Consider the following 19237-nt stretch of genomic DNA (forward strand, 5'->3'; position numbering starts at 1 on the left):
AAAACGCCTGAACATTCAGGCGTTTTCTCACATCAGGAATTATGCAGTTTTACGCAGATCTTTACGCAGGATTTTACCGACATTTGATTTTGGTAATTCATCCATAAACTCCACATAACGTGGGCGTTTATAACCTGTTAGATTTTCTTTGGCAAAACTCAAAATTTCTTCGGTCGTGAGTGAAGGATCTTTCTTCACTACAAACAGCTTAGGTACTTCACCTGATTTTTCATCAGGTACACCAATTGCTGCAACTTCAAGAACTTTTGGATGTTTTGCTACGACTTCTTCAATTTCACTTGGATAAACATTAAAGCCAGACACCAAAATCATATCTTTTTTACGGTCTACAATTTTGACATAACCACGGCTGTCCATTACACCAATATCACCCGTACGGAAGAAACCATCAGCAGTCATGACTTTAGCGGTTTCATCTGGACGATTCCAATAACCTTTCATGACTTGCGGGCCACGAATCGAAATTTCGCCTTGTTCCCCTAACGCAACTTCATTGCCATCATCATCTAAAATCGCAACTTCAGTTAATGGTAATGGGATACCAATCGTACCGCTGAACTCTTCTGATGCAGGTGGATTCGCTGTTGCAACAGGAGAAGTTTCAGACAAGCCATAACCTTCAATAATGTTAGTGCCTGTAATCTTTTTCCAAGCTTCAGCCGTTGACGGAAGTACCGCCATACCACCACCCATCGCCATTTTCAGTTTACTATGGTCAAGCTGTTTGAATTCTTCATTATGAACCAATGCATTGAACAAAGTATTTACAGCAGGGAAGAACGATGGCTGATATTTACGCAATTCCTTAATCACGCCAGGTAAGTCACGCGGGTTAGGAATAAGAACATTTGCCTGTCCTTTATACATGCCATACATGGCACAGACCATGAAAGCAAAAATATGATAAAGCGGTAGCGCACAAAAAATACGATCATTTTTATCGCCATCTTTCGCACCAAATTTACTTTGGAAAATGCCATCACATTGCAACAAATTCGCGACAAGATTACGATGCGTAAGTTCAGCGCCTTTAGATACGCCAGTTGTACCACCTGTATATTGGAGGACAGCGGTATCACTTAAAGTCAAGGATGGGCGTTTGTAGCTGTTTGGGCTAATTTTATTCAACGCAGTATTAAACTTAATGTGACCTGGAATATTCCAGTCAGGAATTTGTTTACGCACTTTGCGCAATACAAAATTGACCAGCGTTCCTTTTAATGTCCCTAGCATATCGCCAACCGAAGCGACAACTACATGTTTCACTGGCGTTTTACCAATGATGCTTTGATAAACACTGGCGAAGTTTTCAATAATTACCAAAACTTCTGTACCAGAATCATTCAACTGATGTTCAAGCTCACGTGCTGTATACAATGGATTGACATTGACAAGTACCAGACCCGCGCGGAATACACCTAAAGCAACCACAGGATATTGCAATACGTTTGGCATCATGACCGCTACACGCGAACCTTTTGCCAAACCCAAGCTTTGTAAATAGGCAGCAAATTTACGGCTTGCTTCTTCCAGCTCACTAAAGGTCATGACTTTATCCATAAAGATAAAAGCATCACGTGAACCAAATTTTTGAAAATTACGCTCAAAAACGTCATTTAATGAAGTATTTTCTGGGGGTAATTCTACTGTTTCTGGAATCCCTGTTCTGTGGTATTCAGCAAACCATATTTTTTCCATAACGCCATTATCTCCAATCAGTAATCCTTAAATCAAAACTGTTTATCAATGCGAGAGTCTTGTTTTAACTGGTCTGCTCTACACACTGCATTCATTTCCGCGAATATAAGCTATATATAGCCTATATATCGCAGCAGATGCCAGAACTATCTCTGAATCAACAGTCTATTTGCTTTTTGATATCCTCGTGGTAAGAGTTGTCCTTTCGTTGCTCGCTTACCTAGGTACTTGAGGAGATCATCACCTTTTAATTTTAATTGTTGCTGTCCCGCAACCACCTGAATTATTTCATTTAAATTCAAGGCTGTCATGGATAAAATTTGTTCTTTGCTATCAAGTTGTATCAACTTGTTACCCTTACCTTTATTGAGTATTGGTAACTCTGACATTTCAATAATCAATAAACGCCCTGCGGAACTCAGTATCGCAATATGTGTTGCATCCTGAATAGGCAGCAGCGGTAATGCCTCAGCCTTTTCAGGTACAGTCAAAAATGCTTTACCTGCTTTGGCATTTGTATCCAGTTGTTTAGCCTGACTTTTAAAGCCATAACCTGTGTTACTGGCAACAATCAGCTCTTGTTCATCATCACCAATATAAACTTGAATAAATGAAACACCCGTAGCTGGGGATAATTTCGAGCTTAAAGGCTCACCAGAACCTCTAGCAGATGGTAGGCTACTAATGGGTAACGCGTAGCTGCGTCCTGTCTCATCCAAGATGTAGGCACGTTGGTTGGATTTCCCTATCGCATGACTTAAGTATTGATCACCTGCCCGATAGTTGAGGTTATGCACATCGACCTCTGCGCCTTTAGCACAGCGAATCCAACCCGCTTCCGATAAAACCACAGTCACTGTTTCGGCAGGCATAAGATCCTGCTCTCGGATTTGCACCGCATCTTCACGCTGAACGATTGGAGAGCGACGGTCATCACCAAACTTTTTCGCATCTTCTTTGAGTTCATTAATAATTAGATTTTTAAGTGACTCTGGATTACCCAATTGTTCACGAATCACCGCTGCTCTAGCTTCCAGTTCGTCTTGTTCACGGCGAATTTCCATTTCTTCGAGTTTAGCCAAATGTCTTAGCTTTAATTCTAAAATGGCTTCTGCCTGTATTTCATCAATACCAAAATGTGCCATTAACTCTTGTTTAGGCTGATCTTCTTCACGGATGATGCGAATGACCGTATCAATATCCAGATAAGCAATTAGCAAACCTGCCAAGATGTGTAAGCGTTTTTCAATTTTATTCAGATGGTATTGTAAGCGGCGAGTGACCGTTGCTTTTCGGATATCAATCCATTCCAACAAAATACGTCGAATCGATTTGACTTGGGGGCGACCATCTGCCCCGATCATGTTTAGGTTCACACGATAACTCGATTCAAGATCCGTGGTCGCAAACAGGTGACTCATGACCGTTTCTGCATCAACGCGATTAGAACGTAAAACAATGACTAATCGAGTTGGATTGGTATGATCAGACTCATCACGAATATCACTTACCAATGGGAGCTTTTTTGCCTGCATTTGATCGGCAATCTGGGTAATGACTTTGGAACCAGACACTTGATAAGGCAAGTCAGTAATGACGATTTCACCTTTTTCAATGTGATAAATTGCACGGACACGATAACTACCACGACCTGTTGTCTGAATTTTGAGTAGTTCATCCCGTGGTGTAATAATCTCAGCTTTAGTCGGTAAATCTGGTGCTGGAATATATTCAGCCAGTTTTTCATCCGATGTTTCAGGGTTACGAATTAGAGCAATCGTGCCTTTGATGACCTCTCGTAAATTATGCGGTGGAATATCAGTTGCCATTCCAACTGCAATACCCGTCGTACCATTCAACAAAATATTAGGTACACGAGCAGGCAAATTGACAGGTTCTTTCATTGAACCATCAAAATTATCCTGCCAGTCACATGTTCCCTGACCCAGTTCACTGAGTAATAACTCACTAAAAGCGGAAAGCTTGGCTTCGGTGTAACGCATAGCTGCAAATGATTTTGGATCATCAGGAGAACCCCAGTTACCTTGACCTTCAATCAAAGGATAACGATAACTAAACGGCTGTGCCATAAGTACCATCGCCTCATAGCAAGCCGAGTCACCATGCGGATGATATTTCCCCAGAACGTCACCGACTGTACGTGCTGATTTTTTTGGTTTGCCACTATGCTTTAGACCAAGTTCGCTCATGGCATAGACAATACGTCGCTGCACAGGCTTTAAACCATCACTAATATGAGGCAAGGCACGATCCATAATTACGTACATAGCGTAATTCAGATAGGCTTGTTCAGTAAATTCAGCAACGGAGCGGTTTTCTGTCGCATGGTGCGCAAGGCTGGACATATTTGGGAATAATCCTGATCAATTTTTCTATTCGTGTTTATGCTAAGTGGCAGTGCATGAGGATACAAGCCCCTATGATCATGCACTGCGTCAAATCATGTCTTATGGATTAAAACTATCCATTTTATGCAGCATGTTCAACCTCTTTTTGTTGTTATAAGCCAATCGACTCCAGAGTTTTCCCCTGTGTTTCTTCACCGAGGATAAGGACCACTGCTGCCACAGCCAACAAAACCACAGTAAACATCATAAATACTTGATGAAAACCATTTTGTCCCACCATCATATGGGTCACAATCAATGGCGCTGCAATCCCCCCCATTCGTCCAATTGCAGATGCCCAACCTGAACCAAAAGCACGAATATTGGCAGGGTATTGTTCTGGAGTATATGTATAAAGTACACCCCACGCCCCAAGATTGAAAAACGACATCAAACAACCCCAGAACATGATCATATTGACACTCTGTGCCTGACCAAAGAAATACGCTGAAATCGCACAACCACCAATAAAACCAGCCAGTGTAATTTTACGTCCCAAACGCTCTACAAGCCATGCTGCCGCAATATAGCCTGGAAGTTGTGCCAGTATCATAAACAAGACATATTCAAATGACTGAACTATGCTATAGCCTTGTTTAACCAACAGACTAGGTAGCCACGTAAAAATTCCGTAGTAGGAATACACAATGCCAAACCAGATCAACCATAACATCAAGGTGCGTCGTGCAAACGGTGATGACCATAATTGGATAAAAGATACCTTGCGCTGCTGTGCAACAGGTTTTACTTCAATTTTTTCAACAACAGTGATGCCTGCTTGCTGTTCAAGTTTTTGAATAAGTTCATGAGCTTCATCAATACGCCCACGGTTGATCAGATATGGAATCGATTCGGGTACTTTTTTAATAATCACAAAGACATATAGTGCGGGTAAACCACCGAGCAAAAATGCCATGTGCCAGCCAAATTTTGGAATAATAAAGTATGAAACCAATGCGGCAACTAGCCAACCTAATCCCCAAAAACTCTCCAACAAGACAATAAAACGACCACGCACTTGTGCAGGCACATATTCACTGACCAGCGTCACAGCAACAGGCAATTGACCACCTAACCCAAGCCCCACCACAAAACGACAAATCAGCAACCATGTCAGATTTGGCGCAAATGCGCAGGCGGCGGTCGCAAGGCTATACAGCATCAGGGTGCAAGCAAAAATGGTTTTGCGTCCAAAGCGGTCGGCCAATCCACCAGAAAATACCGCGCCAATCGCCATACCAACAAAACCAATACTCACGATCCAGCCACTTTCTGCTGGTGTTAATGCCCAGTCTTTCACCAATGTCGTCATAATGAATGCAATAATTCCTGTATCCATTGCATCAAACATCCAACCCAAGCCCACCACACAGAGTAAGGTGTAGTGGAACTTGCCAATTGGTAAATTTTGCACGCGAGAAACTAAATCCATAGGCTGGCTCACTTATTGAATCATGTAGCACGATTTTCTTGTAATCATCTGATGATTTGAAGCGTGATTTTAAGAAAAGGCGACTAAATTATCACGATTTAATCAGAGTAGGCCTGACTAAAGCTACGCTTGAATTTTTAAGGAACGATCAGAGTCAGCGTTGCAATCGGTTTAGCTGCGATTTTCATGTTTAACTAAATGTAGCACAGTTAAATCTTTCGACAAGGGTTGCCCTACATTTGCATGAATGGGGTAATCATCTACTTGTGAAGTCACTTCATAACCGCGTCTTTGATAAAAAGCGAGAAGCTCTGAGCGGACTGAAAGCACCGACATCTTAAAACAAGACACTGAATATTTTTCGATTAAATAATGCTCTGCGGCTTGCAGTAATTGTTTCCCAATGCCTTGATTTTGAAAATTGGGATGGATAGTTAGCATACCAATATAACCTGCATCCTCATTTTTTTGTACATGCACACAGCCAACAAGTTGCTTTTGCTGCAATAATAAAAGGATAGCAGCATCGGAATTCATTAAATCCTGAAGCTGATCTGCATTGATACGATCCCCCTCTACAATCAAAGCTTCAGATGTCCAACCCTGATGATCTTTATTTCGATAGGAGAAATTAACCAATTCAACAACATCATTGATATGTTGTTCTGTTGCTTCAACCAACATATATGGAGCTTCCTTTCAAATATATTCGGTTTTTTAATGCCGATCTGTAGAAGAAGCGGAATCACTATCATCATCTTGATAAATAAATTTCGGCATTTCCAAACCAAAATATATTGCAATACAACGCAGGGAAAAACCGAAAACTAAAGTAAAAATCACGGTTAATTCGAGTGGCATACCAATTTCAAGACAAATCCAATAACAAATGACTGAAACGAACGAAATACTCGCATATAACTCACGGCGGAATACCAGTGGCACATCATTACACAAAATGTCTCGTATAATACCGCCCGACACCCCTGTTAATACACCTGCAACCGCTGAAACGACAAACCCATGCCCCATTTGCAATGCAATCTGGCAGCCAATAATCGTAAATCCAATTAAGCCTAGAGCATCTAGCAACAAAAAGATATTGCGTAAATGGCGCATCCATTTGGCGATTAAAATCGTGATGAACGCAGCAGCACAAGTTAACATTAAATATTCAGGATGCTTGACCCATGTAAGGGGATAATGCCCAAGCAATACATCACGTACTGAACCACCGCCAAGTGCCGTCACACAGGCAATCAACATCACCCCAAACCAATCCATACTGCGCCGACCAGCGGATAACGCACCTGTCATCGCTTCAGCCGTAATTGCAATAATATAAATAATGGTGAGTAACATTGCCCTTCATCCACGTCGGGGAAAAGATGGCAGATATTCTACGGCAAAGTTATAAAAATTGTGCACAACACTGCTTAAATTTTTTATCTGAACCACAAATACAAGGTTGTTTCATCGTCGGGTGCTGATCTGTGGTCGGATCAAGGAAATACCATTGGTCTTTATGTTGGACAAAATATGAAAGTTCATGATGAATCTGCTGTTGTGTCCCATCATGATAATGTGCCTTAAACTCAACTGATGCATGATTTTTATCTAGTTTTGGCTGATGCTGTATCACTTCCAGTTTGAGCCAGTGATTACTCTGGCTCCATTCAGCAATAGCGGTACGATCTAGTCCAGCCTGTTGCCCCAATGCTGTCGTTTCAATCAGATAATCTATGTGCTGCCGTGCAAAAGCACTATAGCGTGAGCGCATGAGCTGCTCAGCCGACTGTGCGCCTACTTGTTTTAAGTGCAAAGGCTCACAACAGTTTGCATAATCGCCTTGACCGCACGGACATTGAATAATTGAATTCATAAACATCTCAATAATGAAAACGTGATCATGAAAAATAGCCCTATCAAGGGCTATTTAAATCATAAATAACTTAATAATCAGTCATTTTTCTGTTGTTGCTTTTCATCAATAATCACATGGACTTTTTCAATTTTATGTCCATCCATCGTCACAACTTCAAAAATATAACCATCCGCACGTACCTTTTGACCATTTTCAGGTAAACGCCCCAAATGAAACAGGATATAGCCTGAAAGTGTTGAATATTCTTCGGTTTCATTGACCAGATCACGATTCAGTAATAATGATACATGACGAATATCGGTTGAGCCTTCTAGCATAAGTGAACCATCCTCCAGACTTTCAGCAACGGCTTCAAGTTCATCTTCATCTGGAAATTCACCTGCAATTGCTTCGAGTACATCGATTGGGGTCACAATACCTTCAATCGAACCGTATTCATTCAATACAATCGCCATTTGTAAGGGTGCTTGGCGCAATTGTTCCATCACCATCAACACCTGTGCGTTTTCATGCACAATCACAGGCTCACGGACATGATGACTAAAGTTAATTTCACCTGTTTCGATATATTCATTTAAGACTTTATGGGTAAGCGCAATTCCTTCAATATTATCCAGTTCACCTCTTGCCACAATCAAACGCGAATGGGTCATAGATAATAAACGCTGTTTTAAGGCTTCTGGTTCTTCTTCCAGATCAATCCATTCCAGCTCAGGACGCGGTGTCATCACAGATTTGGCAGGTCGCTCAGAAAGCCCTAATACTCCCTGCACCATCACACTATGATATACGCCATTTTCTTCGTCAAACATTTCATCGGCAAATGCTTGAGTCGCCAACACATCTTCATTTTCATTTTGCTGATTATCATTACTGCCAGCGCTATTTTTCCCACCCAGCATTTTTAAAACCGCAGAGGCTGTCCGATAACGTAAGTCAGTCGTGGTTACCGCTTTTTCCTGATTATGGCGCATAGCCTGATTCGCCATTTCGATCAATACGGCAAAACCAATGGCGGCGTATAAATAACCTTTTGGAATATGGAAACCAAAACCTTCCACTACTAGCGAGAAACCGATCATCATCAAAAATGCCAGACACAGAATGACAACGGTCGGGTGTTTATTAACAAATTCCATGAGTGGTTTGGAAGCCCACAGCATGATTCCGACTGCAATAATGACAGCTATCATCATCACCGACAGATGTTTGACCATCCCTACCGCAGTAATCACACTATCCAGTGAGAATACCGCATCCAACACTACAATCTGTACGATCACCATCCAGAACGTCGCATGTACTGGATTTTCTTCTTTCTGAAATTGTTTGCCTTCTAAACGCTCATGCAATTCCATCGTGCCTTTAAATAACAAGAACACGCCGCCGAACAACAGAATCAGGTCACGCCCAGAAAAAGGATGATCAAAAATATGAAATAGCGGACTGGTTAAGGTCACGACCCAAGCAATGGAAGCCAGTAAAACCAAACGCATTCCCAGTGCTAGAATCAAACCTAAAATACGCGCTGTATTACGTTGTTCAGGTGGAAGTTTTTCCGCAAGAATGGCAATAAAAACCAGATTATCGATACCCAGAACGATTTCTAAAATGACTAGCGTCGCAAGACCAACCCATGCAGAAGGATCAGACATCCATTCAAAAATCATAGACAGGTCTCCCACTGCAATTTGCTATTGTTCTTATTCAGAGGCAGCGCGATACTGTGCTCGCGAAAAATAAGGCTAAAATTTTGTTGTATAGACAAAGAAAAAACGAAGTGACGACAACCACTACCCATGGGCATAAATTTGTTGTTAAACAGGATTTCAGTATAGGCAAGATTTTTTAAAAATTCATCTTTTTTTAAATCAGTACTAGATGTTCGTCACCAAGCCCATACAAAGTTTATGCGAGGTACGCATAAAGTTGTCATATTTCTTGCTTAATGTAGTGAAGTAGAAATGAACGTGATAAGGTAAAACGAAAACGAGATGAATAGCGTAGTAGAAATGACAGCTGATATGAATGTGACTGTAAAAACAACTCAATCTTTAATTGCTTTATATTGTGGATCACGCAGCGGAAACAAACCGATTTATCGAGAAAAAGCCATTGAACTGGCTCAGGGAATTGCTGAACAGGGCTTTGGTATTGTTTATGGCGGTGCCAGCATAGGTCTAATGGGACAAGTCGCCGATACAGTACTAGAGCATCATGGTGAAGTCGTTGGTGTCATTCCAGAATTTATGCTGGATTACGAAGTGGCACATTCGAAACTTACTGAATTACATATTGTGCAGACCATGCACGAACGTAAATCTATGATGGCCGATCGCGCCAGTGCCTTCGTTGCCTTACCTGGTGGTTTAGGCACTTTTGAAGAAATTCTGGAAATTGCGACTTGGGGGCAATTGAACCAGCACCAAAAACCCATGATTTTGTACAACGTTAATGGTTTTTATGATGCTTTAATCGCACAACTTGATCATGCAGTTCAGGAAGGTTTTTTACCACCTCAACATCGAGCCAAGCTGATTGTATGTCATTGCATTGAAGAAATTTATACCACCATTAAAAATTTAAGCCAACCTAGCCATTTCGTGGTTTAACTGTTTAACAACTTATTTTGACCTTCACTTAAAAGGTAGATTTTTAAATCTACCTTTTTACTGGCTAACAATAAAAGCGTGTCAGAATCTTTACATGGATGCCTGATTAACACCGCCTTTTAGCTAAAATTTATGCTACTTTTATTCAAAGCTCTATTATCTGTTTTCCCACCTCTATGAATGCCGCGCCAACGCACCAAAAGTTACAGCCTGAGTTTCGATTATTGGTTTTTTTAGTTTCCATCGGCTTCTTTATGCAAGCACTGGATACTACTATCGTCAATACCGCAATTCCATCTATGGCGCATCATTTAAATGAAAACCCATTGCGTATGCATGGTGTAGTGATTGCATACGTTTTAACGGTAGCAGCTTGCATTCCTTTAAGTGGCTGGCTAGCAGATCGTTTTGGCGTTCGGAATACTTATTTTGCCGCAATCATTATTTTTACTGCGGCTTCTTTAGGTTGTGGACTTTCTCAAAGCCTGAATCAATTGATTTTGTTTCGAGTCATTCAAGGTGTGGGTGGAGCATTATTACTACCTGTAGGTCGCTTAGCGATGCTTAAACTGATTCCCCGTACCCAGTTTTTAGCAGCGATGAGCCTGATGAGCCTTGCAGGTTTGGTTGGCCCTCTTATTGGTCCAACACTGGGTGGTTGGCTAGTCGAAGTCGCCACATGGCATTGGGTATTCCTGATTAACATTCCAATGGGAATATTAGGCATATTAGTTACTTTTAAGGCCATGCCTAACGCCACTGAACCTACTGTCAAATCTTTTGATCTGATTGGGTTCGTGTTGCTTGTTGTAGCTATGGTGGGTTTATCTTTAGGTATTGAGCATCTGGCGAGCCGCGAGTATTCCAAATGGTTTAGCATTGGTTTACTTTGTGCAGGGTTCATTGCAACTTTAATTTATGCCTATCATGCACATACGCATCAAAATGCACTATTCCGTAGTGATTTATTTAAAAATAAAATCTATTCAATTGGTGTATTAGGCAATTTTTTTGCACGTTTTGGTGGCAATGCAGTTCCTTTCATTTTACCCTTAATGTTACAAGTTGCTTTTGGATTTGAACCTTTTTATACAGGGTTAATGATGATTCCTTTGGTACTTGGATCTTTATTTTCCAAACCCATCATACGACCGCTCATTCAACGATTTGGTTATCGTACGGTATTATTAACCAACACCATATTAGTCGGTGCAGGAATTGCCAGTTTCGCACTGATGACAGCCGACACCCCTGTCTGGTTACGTGCGATACATTTCTTCATTTTTGGCACACTGAATTCCTTACAATTTGTATCCATGAATACTTTAACGCTTAAAGATTTATCTCAACATGATGCCAGTAGTGGCAATAGCTTTTTATCCATGATCATGATGCTATCGATGAGTATAGGCGTAGCATTGGCAGGGACTTTAATTAACTTTTTCACACAGTATTTTGGCACACAAAATCTCATTACTGCATTTCACGCTTCCCTGATTTGTCTGGGCTGTATCAATATTATTACAGCAATTATTTTTTCACGGATTCCTCGCAATACTCCAATTTAAATACGTTGCATTTTCATCATAGTATGTCTTTTCAGTTCAAGTTATGATGTAAATTCAGCCACCAATACGATTGCTATGCCAAAAATCATGTCCAGCCAATCTACAGCCTATATTTCTTATTTTGGTGGAGGACTCGCCGCAATCGTCATGGCAGGATTGCTTTATTTTGGTGTGTTTTATCATCGTCAGGCTTCGGCGCAGGATTATCCTGTACAGGGTTTTGATGTTTCACATCATCAGGGAGACGTGCAATGGTCAAAGATTTCACCTGAAAAATTCCAGTTTGTATATTTAAAGGCAACTGAAGGCGGTGACTTTAAAGATTCAAAGTTTCAGGAAAATTGGCTCAAAGCGCGTGAACGTGGTTTTCATGTTGGGGCATATCATTTTTATCGTTTATGTCGTGAGGGTCAAATTCAGGCACAAAATTTTATTGAAACTGTACCCAAAAAGCTCGATGCGCTTCCTCCTGTGATAGATCTGGAATACGATAGTCAATGTATCAATACCTACACCAAAGAGCAGCTACTTGAAGAAATCAAGGTGATGCATGATATGTTAAAACGTCATTATGCCAAACAGCCGATTTTTTATGTCTCTAAAAGTTTCTATCACATTGTATTAATTGGGAGTTTTAAAGATACCCCGCTTTGGATTCGAGATTATGAGGAAAAGCCCCAATTGAAAGATCAGCGCGACTGGATGTTCTGGCAACATACCAATCAGGGGAAAATGCAAGGCGTGGCCAAACCTGTGGATTTAAATGTGTTCTCAGGTTCACAGCGGCAATGGCAGCGTTTTATTGAGCAAAATAGTCAAACTACTCAACCATGACCATTCGTAAGATCATTCATATCGATATGGATGCGTTCTACGCCTCAGTTGAGTTACGTGAACGCCCTGAACTCAAAGATTTACCTGTTGTCATTTCCTCTCATCATCCACGTGCTGTGATTGCAGCAGCCTCTTATCCTGCGCGTAAGTTTGGTTTGCGTTCTGCAATGTCGATGGGCCAAGCTCGTAAGCTTTGTCCAGATGTGGTGGTTATAGAACCTAATTTTGAAAAATATCGTGCTGTTTCCGCACAAATTCATCACATTTTTCAACAATACACTTCGATGATTGAACCATTATCACTGGATGAAGCTTATCTTGATGTCACTGAAAATTTTAAAAACTTGCCTAGCGCTACAGATGTCGCCATTCAAATTCGTCAGGATATTTTCAAAGTCACAGGACTTACGGCTTCAGCAGGAGTCGCCCCAAATAAGTTTTTAGCCAAAATTGCCTCTGACTGGAATAAACCCGATGGTTTATGTGTGATTAAACCAAGTCAAGTGCAGGCTTTCATCCAAAACTTACCCTTAAAAAAAATTCCTGGTGTTGGTCGAGTAACACAGGAAAAACTACAACAGCTTCAACTTGAAACCTTGGGTGAATTACAACAAATTGATGAAAACGTACTCATCCACCATTTTGGCAAATATGGAAAACAACTGTTTCTTTATGCACAAGGAATTGATCATCGGACCGTACAAGCCGAACGGGAACGTCAACAAATATCTAAAGAAACGACTTTTGATGGCGATTTATATTTAAATGAATGTCTGGCTTATTGGCCGCCATTGGCTGAAAAAGTCTGGAATAATTTACAGTATAAGCAACTGACTGCCCGCGGTGTAACCATTAAACTTAAACTCAAAAATTTTCAGATTTATCAGCACAGTAAAAGTTTCAAACGCCCCATTCAGTCTTTGGCTGAGCTTTTGGATGTTTTACAGGTTCTGCTTTATGAAATGCATTTACCGACGGAATTTCAATATCGTCTGATTGGTATAGGTGTGTATCAACTTGCCCCTCAAGCTGATGAAAATCAATTATCGCTTTGGTAATCTGCGGTTTTTTTATTCAAATGCGCAAAAAATCAACCTTTATATATTTCACTTCTGTTTTATTTTAGAGTAATCTAGCCTCGCAAATGCATTTACCCATGTATCTGCCGTTATGCTAAAACTTTACCTTTATTTTTAGCATGCTGTCCTGTAGTGAGCGTGACGAAAAAATCCGAATATTACAGGGCAACTGGTTTCTTAAAACATGGGATCTCTCTTGCATGCCCGCATCTTATTCTCCTCCCTCGCAAGCGCAACGCGCTCGCAAAGCCGCATTTAGTAGTTTCATTGGCGCTGTCGTCGATTGGTACGATTTTCTTCTCTACGGTATTGTTGCTGCACTGGTTTTTAATCATCAGTTTTTCCCCAATGTTAGTCCTGCTATTGGAACATTGGCTGCTTTCGCTACATTTGGCATCGGTTTTTTGTTTCGCCCCTTAGGCGGTATCGTCTTTGGTCATTTTGGTGACCGTTTAGGCCGCAAAAAAATGCTGTTCCTCACCGTGTTTTTGATGGGTACAGCGACTGTTCTGATTGGTTTACTACCAAATTTTTCAAATATTGGCTGGCTCGCTCCTGTCTTGTTGGTTTTACTTCGTGCGATCCAAGGTTTTGCTGTCGGTGGCGAATGGGGCGGTGCAGCGCTTATGGCCGTTGAAAGTGCACCTACAGGACGCAAAGCCTTATATAGCAGCGGTGTTCAAATCGGTTACGGTGTTGGGCTCATGTTGGCAACAGGAAGTGTTTCGCTAGTCATCTATTTATTTGGTCAGGATGCTTTTGCTGATTGGGCATGGCGTCTTCCATTTCTAGCCAGCATAATTCTGGTTCTATTTGCGTTATGGGTACGGGGTGGACAAGAAGAGTCACAAGAATTTATGGAAAATGTAGTCAAAGCGAAACAACAGCCTGCGAAAATTCCATTGTTTGAAGCAGTACGACAAAATCCCAAAGGCTTTTTTTATATTATTGCCTTACGCTTGGCTGAACTGCTCACCATGTATCTGGTTACGACCTTTGCCTTAAACTATTCCACTAAAAATTTGGGTATGTCCTCTAGTTTATTTTTAAATATTGGGCTGATGGTCGGTGCGATTAGCTGTTTCACTATTCCCTTTTTTGCTTATATTTCTGACCGCTTTGGTCGTCGACGGATGTGCGTGATGGGTGGCTTGGTTGGCGCTGCTTGTGCATTTCCTTTTTTCTTTGCCTTGGAAAGTGGCTCAACACTCTGGATTGTTTTATTTGCGATTTTATTGGCTAACCTGTCTCACGATATGGTCGTCAGTGTACATCAACCTATTTTTACAGAATTATTTGGTACAGCCTATCGCTATAGCGGTGCAGGTGTGGGCTATCAAGTAGCGAGTATTGTTGGCGGAGGATTTACGCCTTTTATTGCCGCAGCGCTCGTGACACTGGCTAATGGACAATGGCACTATGTTGCCATTTATTTAACGATTGGATGTCTACTTACCGCTTTAGTTGCAGCAAGAATGAAAGCGCACGTACAATCAGAAGCATCTTCTGAATATGTACAGGAAAAATAAATGAGCGTTCAGCGTTTACATATCACCAAGCGATTTTCTGAAATCGCAATTTCTGGCAATTTGGTGCATCTTGCAGGCCAACTTGCAGAAGACTTAAGCTTAGACATTCAAGGTCAAACCCAGCAGACATTAGACCTCATTGATCGATTTCTGGCAGATGCAGGGACAGATAAAAGTCATATTCTCTCCGTTATGATCTTTCTCAAAGATATTGAGAATGATTATGCAGGCATGAATGAAGTCTGGGATGCATGGTGTTCAGACATACAGGCACTTCCGCGCACCTGTGTCGAGGCAAAAATGTATCGTCCAGATGTATTGGTTGAAATGACTGTTGTTGCCGTTAAACCTTAAGGTTACTGACTGTATCGAGCTTAAATACTCGATTTTGTGCTGAAAAAGTGATCTGAGAAGGTTGGGAATTTACTGAAATCAGATCACTTTCAAACTGTTCTCTTAAATCCTTTAGTTCAGGCACAACATCGTATCGAGTCACACGATAACCTGCCAACTCCAATAATCGATCCTGATAGTAATCAGGATGAACTCGCCGAGCATGACTCAAATCAGCAAAAGCAATAATCGCACAGACTTGATAATTTTGATCTAAAATCACAAAATCGGCGACCATACACTGATATTTGCTTCTTGTTCTTAGAAATTTGGTGGTCAGTAAGGCATCGAATGAAACCCGTGCCAGTACCGTAGACTCTGGAAATATTTGTTTCAAACGTGAAAAAAATAATTGCTCATGACTACTCATGACAGCACGACGCTTTAACGCGCTGTCGGAGAGCTGTTCACGTTTTAAACCTTTATAGGCCATAAGTGAAATCAGCAATAATATGCCAATTGCTAAAAAGTAATACATCTGAATCAATCCTTTAATATTTTTTATATTTCGGTTTCAAAACCGATTTGTTCTACTTTGCCCGCTTATTTTTCATTTTGCAGACTTCCATTTAATCTAACTTAAAAGTTTATATTCTTTTAATCAAGTTAGACCAAAGCCTAGAACACCATTCCATGGTTCTTGCATCATAATAAATTATACTGAATATGCAAGTTCTTCTGTCTGATTAATTCATATTATTTGAATAAGTTATCCTATCGCTTGATTTTAAACTCATCTCGCTTTGACCTGTTTAAAATACTAAAAATTTAAAATATAGCATCCGTAATTTTTTGTACACTCATGCACTTTTTATGACAAAATGTAAAAAAGCACCTCAATATAGAAGTGCTTTTTTGAGTTTAAGCTAAGCTTTAGTTCTATTTTTAGATCTCGTTTTAGGTTTTGTAGCATCAAAAGGTCGTTTTTGCCCTGTTTCACGTGGTGGCAGACCTGTATGCTGTGTCAAAATTTGACCTTTCTGTGGACGTTTTTGCTGCTGTTGACTACCTTGACTATTTCGCTTAACTGAATCGCCAGCACTGCTCGAATTTTTCTTACGTGCAGATTGATATTCACCATCGGCAGCTTTAGGCTGATAAGTTGGAATCAAATGCTGTTTAGAATTGCCAATTAAATCGGCACGTCCCATTTCTTTTAAAGCCTCACGCAGTAAAGGCCAGTTGTTTGGATCATGATAACGTAAAAAAGCTTTATGCAAACGACGACGTTTCTCGCCTTTAACAATATCAACATTTTCAGTATAACGCGCTACTTTTGCCAGAGGATTTTTGCCGGAATAATACATGGTTGTAGCTGTTGCCATTGGTGATGGATAAAAGGTCTGCACCTGATCGGCACGGAAACCATTTTTCTTCAACCAAACTGCCAAATTCATCATATCGTAATCGGTCGTACCAGGATGCGCAGCAATAAAGTAAGGGATCAGATATTGCTCTTTACCCACTTCTTTGCTGAACCGTTCAAACATTTGTTTAAAACGATCATATGTTCCAATACCAGGCTTCATCATTTTTGACAATGGACCTTGCTCGGTATGTTCAGGTGCAATTTTTAAATAGCCGCCCACATGATGCTGTACTAATTCTTTCACGTATTCTGGATTTAGTACCGCCAAGTCATAACGCAGACCAGAACCAATCAAAATCTTCTTTACGCCTTTAATCTGACGTGCTTTACGGTAAAGCTGTACCAACGGTGCGTGGTCAGTATGCAAATTTTGACAAACACCTGGATACACACAGGAAGGTTTACGACAATTCTTTTCAATTTCAGGATCTTTACAAGCCAAACGGTACATATTGGCAGTAGGTCCACCCAAATCAGAAATAATTCCTGTAAATTGTGGTGCAGTATCACGAATTTTTTCAATTTCACGCAAAATCGATTCTTCAGAACGGTTTTGAATGATCCGTCCTTCATGCTCGGTAATCGAACAGAACGTACAACCACCAAAGCAGCCCCGCATGATATTGACCGAAAATTTGATCATATCAAAGGCAGGAAACCGTGCTTCACCATAAGCAGGATGTGGCAATCGCGCATAAGGCAGATCAAACACATAATCCATTTCTTCTGTAGTTAACGGAATTGGCGGTGGATTAATCCAGACATCACGTTCACCATGACGTTGTACCAAAGCCCTAGCATTTCCTGGATTGGTTTCAAGATGAAGAATACGATTGGCATGTGCATAAAGAATTTGATCATTTGCCACTTCTTCAAATGACGGCAAACGAATTACCGCCAATTCACGCGGTGGTAATTTATGTTTAATCGCTTTTGATGGTGCAAGTTTAAGTTGCACAATCTGGGTATTTTCATCAAGCTGATCACCTTCTCTTACAATTGGATTGGTGACGATTTCTTTTTGAAAATTTTGATATTGAGCTAAAGAATTTCCCTTTTCTTTTTCAACTTCACAGCCATCAATATCCTCAGTCATCACATAAGGATTGATAATTGGATCTACTCGACCAATACTATCGACATCATTACTGGCTATTTCTACAAATTTCGCTTTCGATGCTTTATTATGCTTATTAATAATAAATGCAGTACCACGTACATCGGTAATCTCGTGAACCTTTTCACCTTTGGCTAACCGATGCATCACGTCGATAATGGCACGTTCACCATTACCATACATCAATAAGTCTGCTTTCGAATCCATCAAAATTGAACGACGTACTTTGTCTGACCAATAATCATAATGTGCGATACGACGTAAACTACCTTCAATACCACCTAATAAAACTGGAACATCAGGAAAAGCTTCTCGACAACGCTGGCAATACACAGTTGCCGCCCGATCGGGACGTTTATTCGCTTCATTATTTGGAGAATAAGCATCATCCGAACGGATTTTACGATCCGCAGTATAACGGTTGATCATCGAATCCATATTGCCAGCGGTTACGCCCCAAGCAATAGTGGGCTTACCCAAGACACGAAAGCTCTCGACATTGGTCCAGTCTGGCTGTGCAATAATTCCAACACGGAAACCCTGTGCTTCCAATACACGACCAATCACGCCAGAGACAAAAGACGGATGATCAATATATGCATCACCACACACCAAAATAAAGTCGCAAGCATCCCAGCCAAGCTGATCCATTTCTTCGCGCGACATCGGCAAAAATGGTGCAGGTTCAAAACACGACGCCCAATATTTGTCGTAATCAAACAACGCTTTTGGCGCGGTCTGCATAGTGTAGGCAGTAGACATAGCTTGCGATTCTCGGCTTGCTGAATAAGGAGGGTGACATCAAAGATGAAAGCTGATCATTTTAACATGAATTTCATTCACTTTTTAGAATTATAAAAATTGAATAAACAATGAGATAACAATTATTTTGATTATTTTTTAAACTAAAAATTAAATGAGCTTAAATTAATGATCAGCAATACCCGTTATTTAGAATCATAGGATTAATTAGACCATTCACACATATTCTGCACGAGAAATCAGATATCGTTTGACCAAACTTTGAATACGATGTTGAGGATCAAAACGGTTGAATTCAATGAATCCAAAATGATGAATAGAACTTAATAAAATGATCATGATTTATTCATAGTTTTATCACTCAGAATTTTATGCCAATTTGTATAGGGTCATTCTCAGTCAATTTTATAAATTCCGAGCAAAAAAAAGCACCCTAACCTGTTTAAAGATTAGGGTGCTTTAGATTTAAAAGCTGGCGATGACTTACTCTCACATGGCCAAGGCCACACTACCATCAGCGCGAAGAGGTT

General features: G+C 40.6%; 16 protein-coding genes. 6 read left to right on the forward strand and 10 right to left on the reverse strand.

The annotated features are described in order from the left end of the window. Positions 1–39 precede the first annotated feature (39 nt). From A7A69_RS09410 to A7A69_RS09440, 7 genes are all read right to left on the reverse strand, one after another. The gene (locus tag A7A69_RS09410) at positions 40–1719 is read right to left on the reverse strand and encodes a long-chain-fatty-acid--CoA ligase (protein ID WP_120370601.1); all 1680 of its coding nucleotides are present in this window, start codon (positions 1717–1719) and stop codon (positions 40–42) included. A 146-nt stretch (positions 1720–1865) separates the two neighbouring features. Beyond that, a complete protein-coding gene (gene parC, locus A7A69_RS09415) occupies positions 1866–4085 on the reverse strand; it encodes a DNA topoisomerase IV subunit A (RefSeq protein ID WP_152877186.1) in 2220 nt (739 codons plus the stop codon). Positions 4086–4239: 154 nt separating this feature from the next. Then, positions 4240–5559 carry a niacin transporter NiaP gene (niaP, locus tag A7A69_RS09420; RefSeq protein WP_120370599.1) on the reverse strand — a complete coding sequence of 440 codons (1320 nt, stop codon included), beginning with the start codon at positions 5557–5559 and terminating at the stop codon, positions 4240–4242. A gap of 171 nt (positions 5560–5730) precedes the next feature. Further along, on the reverse strand, positions 5731–6243 hold the full coding sequence (locus tag A7A69_RS09425; RefSeq protein ID WP_151982240.1) for a GNAT family N-acetyltransferase: 513 nt from the start codon (positions 6241–6243) through the stop codon (positions 5731–5733). 33 nt (positions 6244–6276) lie between these two features. Next, positions 6277–6921, reverse strand: coding sequence for a trimeric intracellular cation channel family protein (locus tag A7A69_RS09430; protein WP_120370597.1), 645 nt, complete (start codon positions 6919–6921; stop codon positions 6277–6279). Positions 6922–6970: 49 nt separating this feature from the next. Continuing rightward, the gene (locus A7A69_RS09435; protein ID WP_152877188.1) at positions 6971–7441 is read right to left on the reverse strand and encodes a YchJ family protein; all 471 of its coding nucleotides are present in this window, start codon (positions 7439–7441) and stop codon (positions 6971–6973) included. Between the two features lie 77 nt (positions 7442–7518). Beyond that, positions 7519–9114, reverse strand: coding sequence for a TerC family protein (locus A7A69_RS09440; RefSeq protein ID WP_120370595.1), 1596 nt, complete (start codon positions 9112–9114; stop codon positions 7519–7521). Positions 9115–9438: 324 nt separating this feature from the next. Between A7A69_RS09440 and A7A69_RS09445 the strand changes: the two genes are divergently transcribed. From A7A69_RS09445 to A7A69_RS09470, 6 genes are all read left to right on the forward strand, one after another. Then, on the forward strand, positions 9439–10056 hold the full coding sequence (locus A7A69_RS09445) for an LOG family protein (RefSeq protein WP_120370594.1): 618 nt from the start codon (positions 9439–9441) through the stop codon (positions 10054–10056). A 176-nt stretch (positions 10057–10232) separates the two neighbouring features. Further along, positions 10233–11624, forward strand: coding sequence for a multidrug transporter subunit MdtD (gene mdtD / locus A7A69_RS09450; RefSeq protein WP_152877190.1), 1392 nt, complete (start codon positions 10233–10235; stop codon positions 11622–11624). Between the two features lie 87 nt (positions 11625–11711). Then, positions 11712–12458, forward strand: a complete 747-nt coding sequence (locus tag A7A69_RS09455) for a glycoside hydrolase family 25 protein (protein WP_421721585.1) — start codon at positions 11712–11714, stop codon at positions 12456–12458. Between the two features lie 2 nt (positions 12459–12460). Continuing rightward, positions 12461–13516 (forward strand): DNA polymerase IV, encoded by a 1056-nt coding sequence (gene dinB, locus A7A69_RS09460; protein WP_187349212.1) that lies wholly within the window; start codon positions 12461–12463, stop codon positions 13514–13516. 221 nt (positions 13517–13737) lie between these two features. Continuing rightward, positions 13738–15066: a shikimate transporter gene (shiA, locus tag A7A69_RS09465; protein ID WP_152877195.1), complete on the forward strand. Its 1329-nt coding sequence runs from the start codon at positions 13738–13740 to the stop codon at positions 15064–15066. Further along, positions 15067–15420, forward strand: coding sequence for a RidA family protein (locus A7A69_RS09470; RefSeq protein WP_120370590.1), 354 nt, complete (start codon positions 15067–15069; stop codon positions 15418–15420). On the opposite strand, the gene A7A69_RS09475 is transcribed toward A7A69_RS09470, so the two are convergent. From A7A69_RS09475 to A7A69_RS16950, 3 genes are all read right to left on the reverse strand, one after another. Next, positions 15410–15937, reverse strand: coding sequence for a DUF2726 domain-containing protein (locus A7A69_RS09475; RefSeq protein ID WP_152877197.1), 528 nt, complete (start codon positions 15935–15937; stop codon positions 15410–15412). The two genes, A7A69_RS09470 and A7A69_RS09475, sit on opposite strands and share 11 nt — an antisense overlap. Before the next feature lie 388 nt (positions 15938–16325). Then, complete coding sequence (locus A7A69_RS09480; RefSeq protein ID WP_152877199.1) at positions 16326–18707, reverse strand: YgiQ family radical SAM protein; 2382 nt, start codon at positions 18705–18707, stop codon at positions 16326–16328. Positions 18708–18923: 216 nt separating this feature from the next. After that, positions 18924–19046 carry a hypothetical protein gene (locus A7A69_RS16950; RefSeq protein WP_262382558.1) on the reverse strand — a complete coding sequence of 41 codons (123 nt, stop codon included), beginning with the start codon at positions 19044–19046 and terminating at the stop codon, positions 18924–18926. Positions 19047–19237: the final 191 nt, after the last annotated feature.

Source organism: Acinetobacter guerrae (assembly GCF_009372255.1).
In the GTDB taxonomy this organism is placed as follows: Bacteria; Pseudomonadota; Gammaproteobacteria; order Pseudomonadales; family Moraxellaceae; genus Acinetobacter; species Acinetobacter guerrae.

Coding starts and splice junctions, on each gene's coding strand:
- A7A69_RS09475 (WP_152877197.1), bottom strand. CDS start 15,937: ATGTATTACTTTTTAGCAATTGGCATATTATTGCTGATTTCACTTATG.
- A7A69_RS09445 (WP_120370594.1), top strand. CDS start 9,439: ATGAATAGCGTAGTAGAAATGACAGCTGATATGAATGTGACTGTAAAA.
- A7A69_RS09480 (WP_152877199.1), bottom strand. CDS start 18,707: ATGTCTACTGCCTACACTATGCAGACCGCGCCAAAAGCGTTGTTTGAT.
- shiA (WP_152877195.1), top strand. CDS start 13,738: ATGCCCGCATCTTATTCTCCTCCCTCGCAAGCGCAACGCGCTCGCAAA.
- A7A69_RS09410 (WP_120370601.1), bottom strand. CDS start 1,719: ATGGAAAAAATATGGTTTGCTGAATACCACAGAACAGGGATTCCAGAA.
- parC (WP_152877186.1), bottom strand. CDS start 4,085: ATGTCCAGCCTTGCGCACCATGCGACAGAAAACCGCTCCGTTGCTGAA.
- A7A69_RS09425 (WP_151982240.1), bottom strand. CDS start 6,243: ATGTTGGTTGAAGCAACAGAACAACATATCAATGATGTTGTTGAATTG.
- A7A69_RS16950 (WP_262382558.1), bottom strand. CDS start 19,046: ATGATCATTTTATTAAGTTCTATTCATCATTTTGGATTCATTGAATTC.
- mdtD (WP_152877190.1), top strand. CDS start 10,233: ATGAATGCCGCGCCAACGCACCAAAAGTTACAGCCTGAGTTTCGATTA.
- A7A69_RS09435 (WP_152877188.1), bottom strand. CDS start 7,441: ATGAATTCAATTATTCAATGTCCGTGCGGTCAAGGCGATTATGCAAAC.
- A7A69_RS09470 (WP_120370590.1), top strand. CDS start 15,067: ATGAGCGTTCAGCGTTTACATATCACCAAGCGATTTTCTGAAATCGCA.
- A7A69_RS09430 (WP_120370597.1), bottom strand. CDS start 6,921: ATGTTACTCACCATTATTTATATTATTGCAATTACGGCTGAAGCGATG.
- A7A69_RS09440 (WP_120370595.1), bottom strand. CDS start 9,114: ATGATTTTTGAATGGATGTCTGATCCTTCTGCATGGGTTGGTCTTGCG.
- A7A69_RS09455 (WP_421721585.1), top strand. CDS start 11,712: ATGTCCAGCCAATCTACAGCCTATATTTCTTATTTTGGTGGAGGACTC.
- niaP (WP_120370599.1), bottom strand. CDS start 5,559: ATGGATTTAGTTTCTCGCGTGCAAAATTTACCAATTGGCAAGTTCCAC.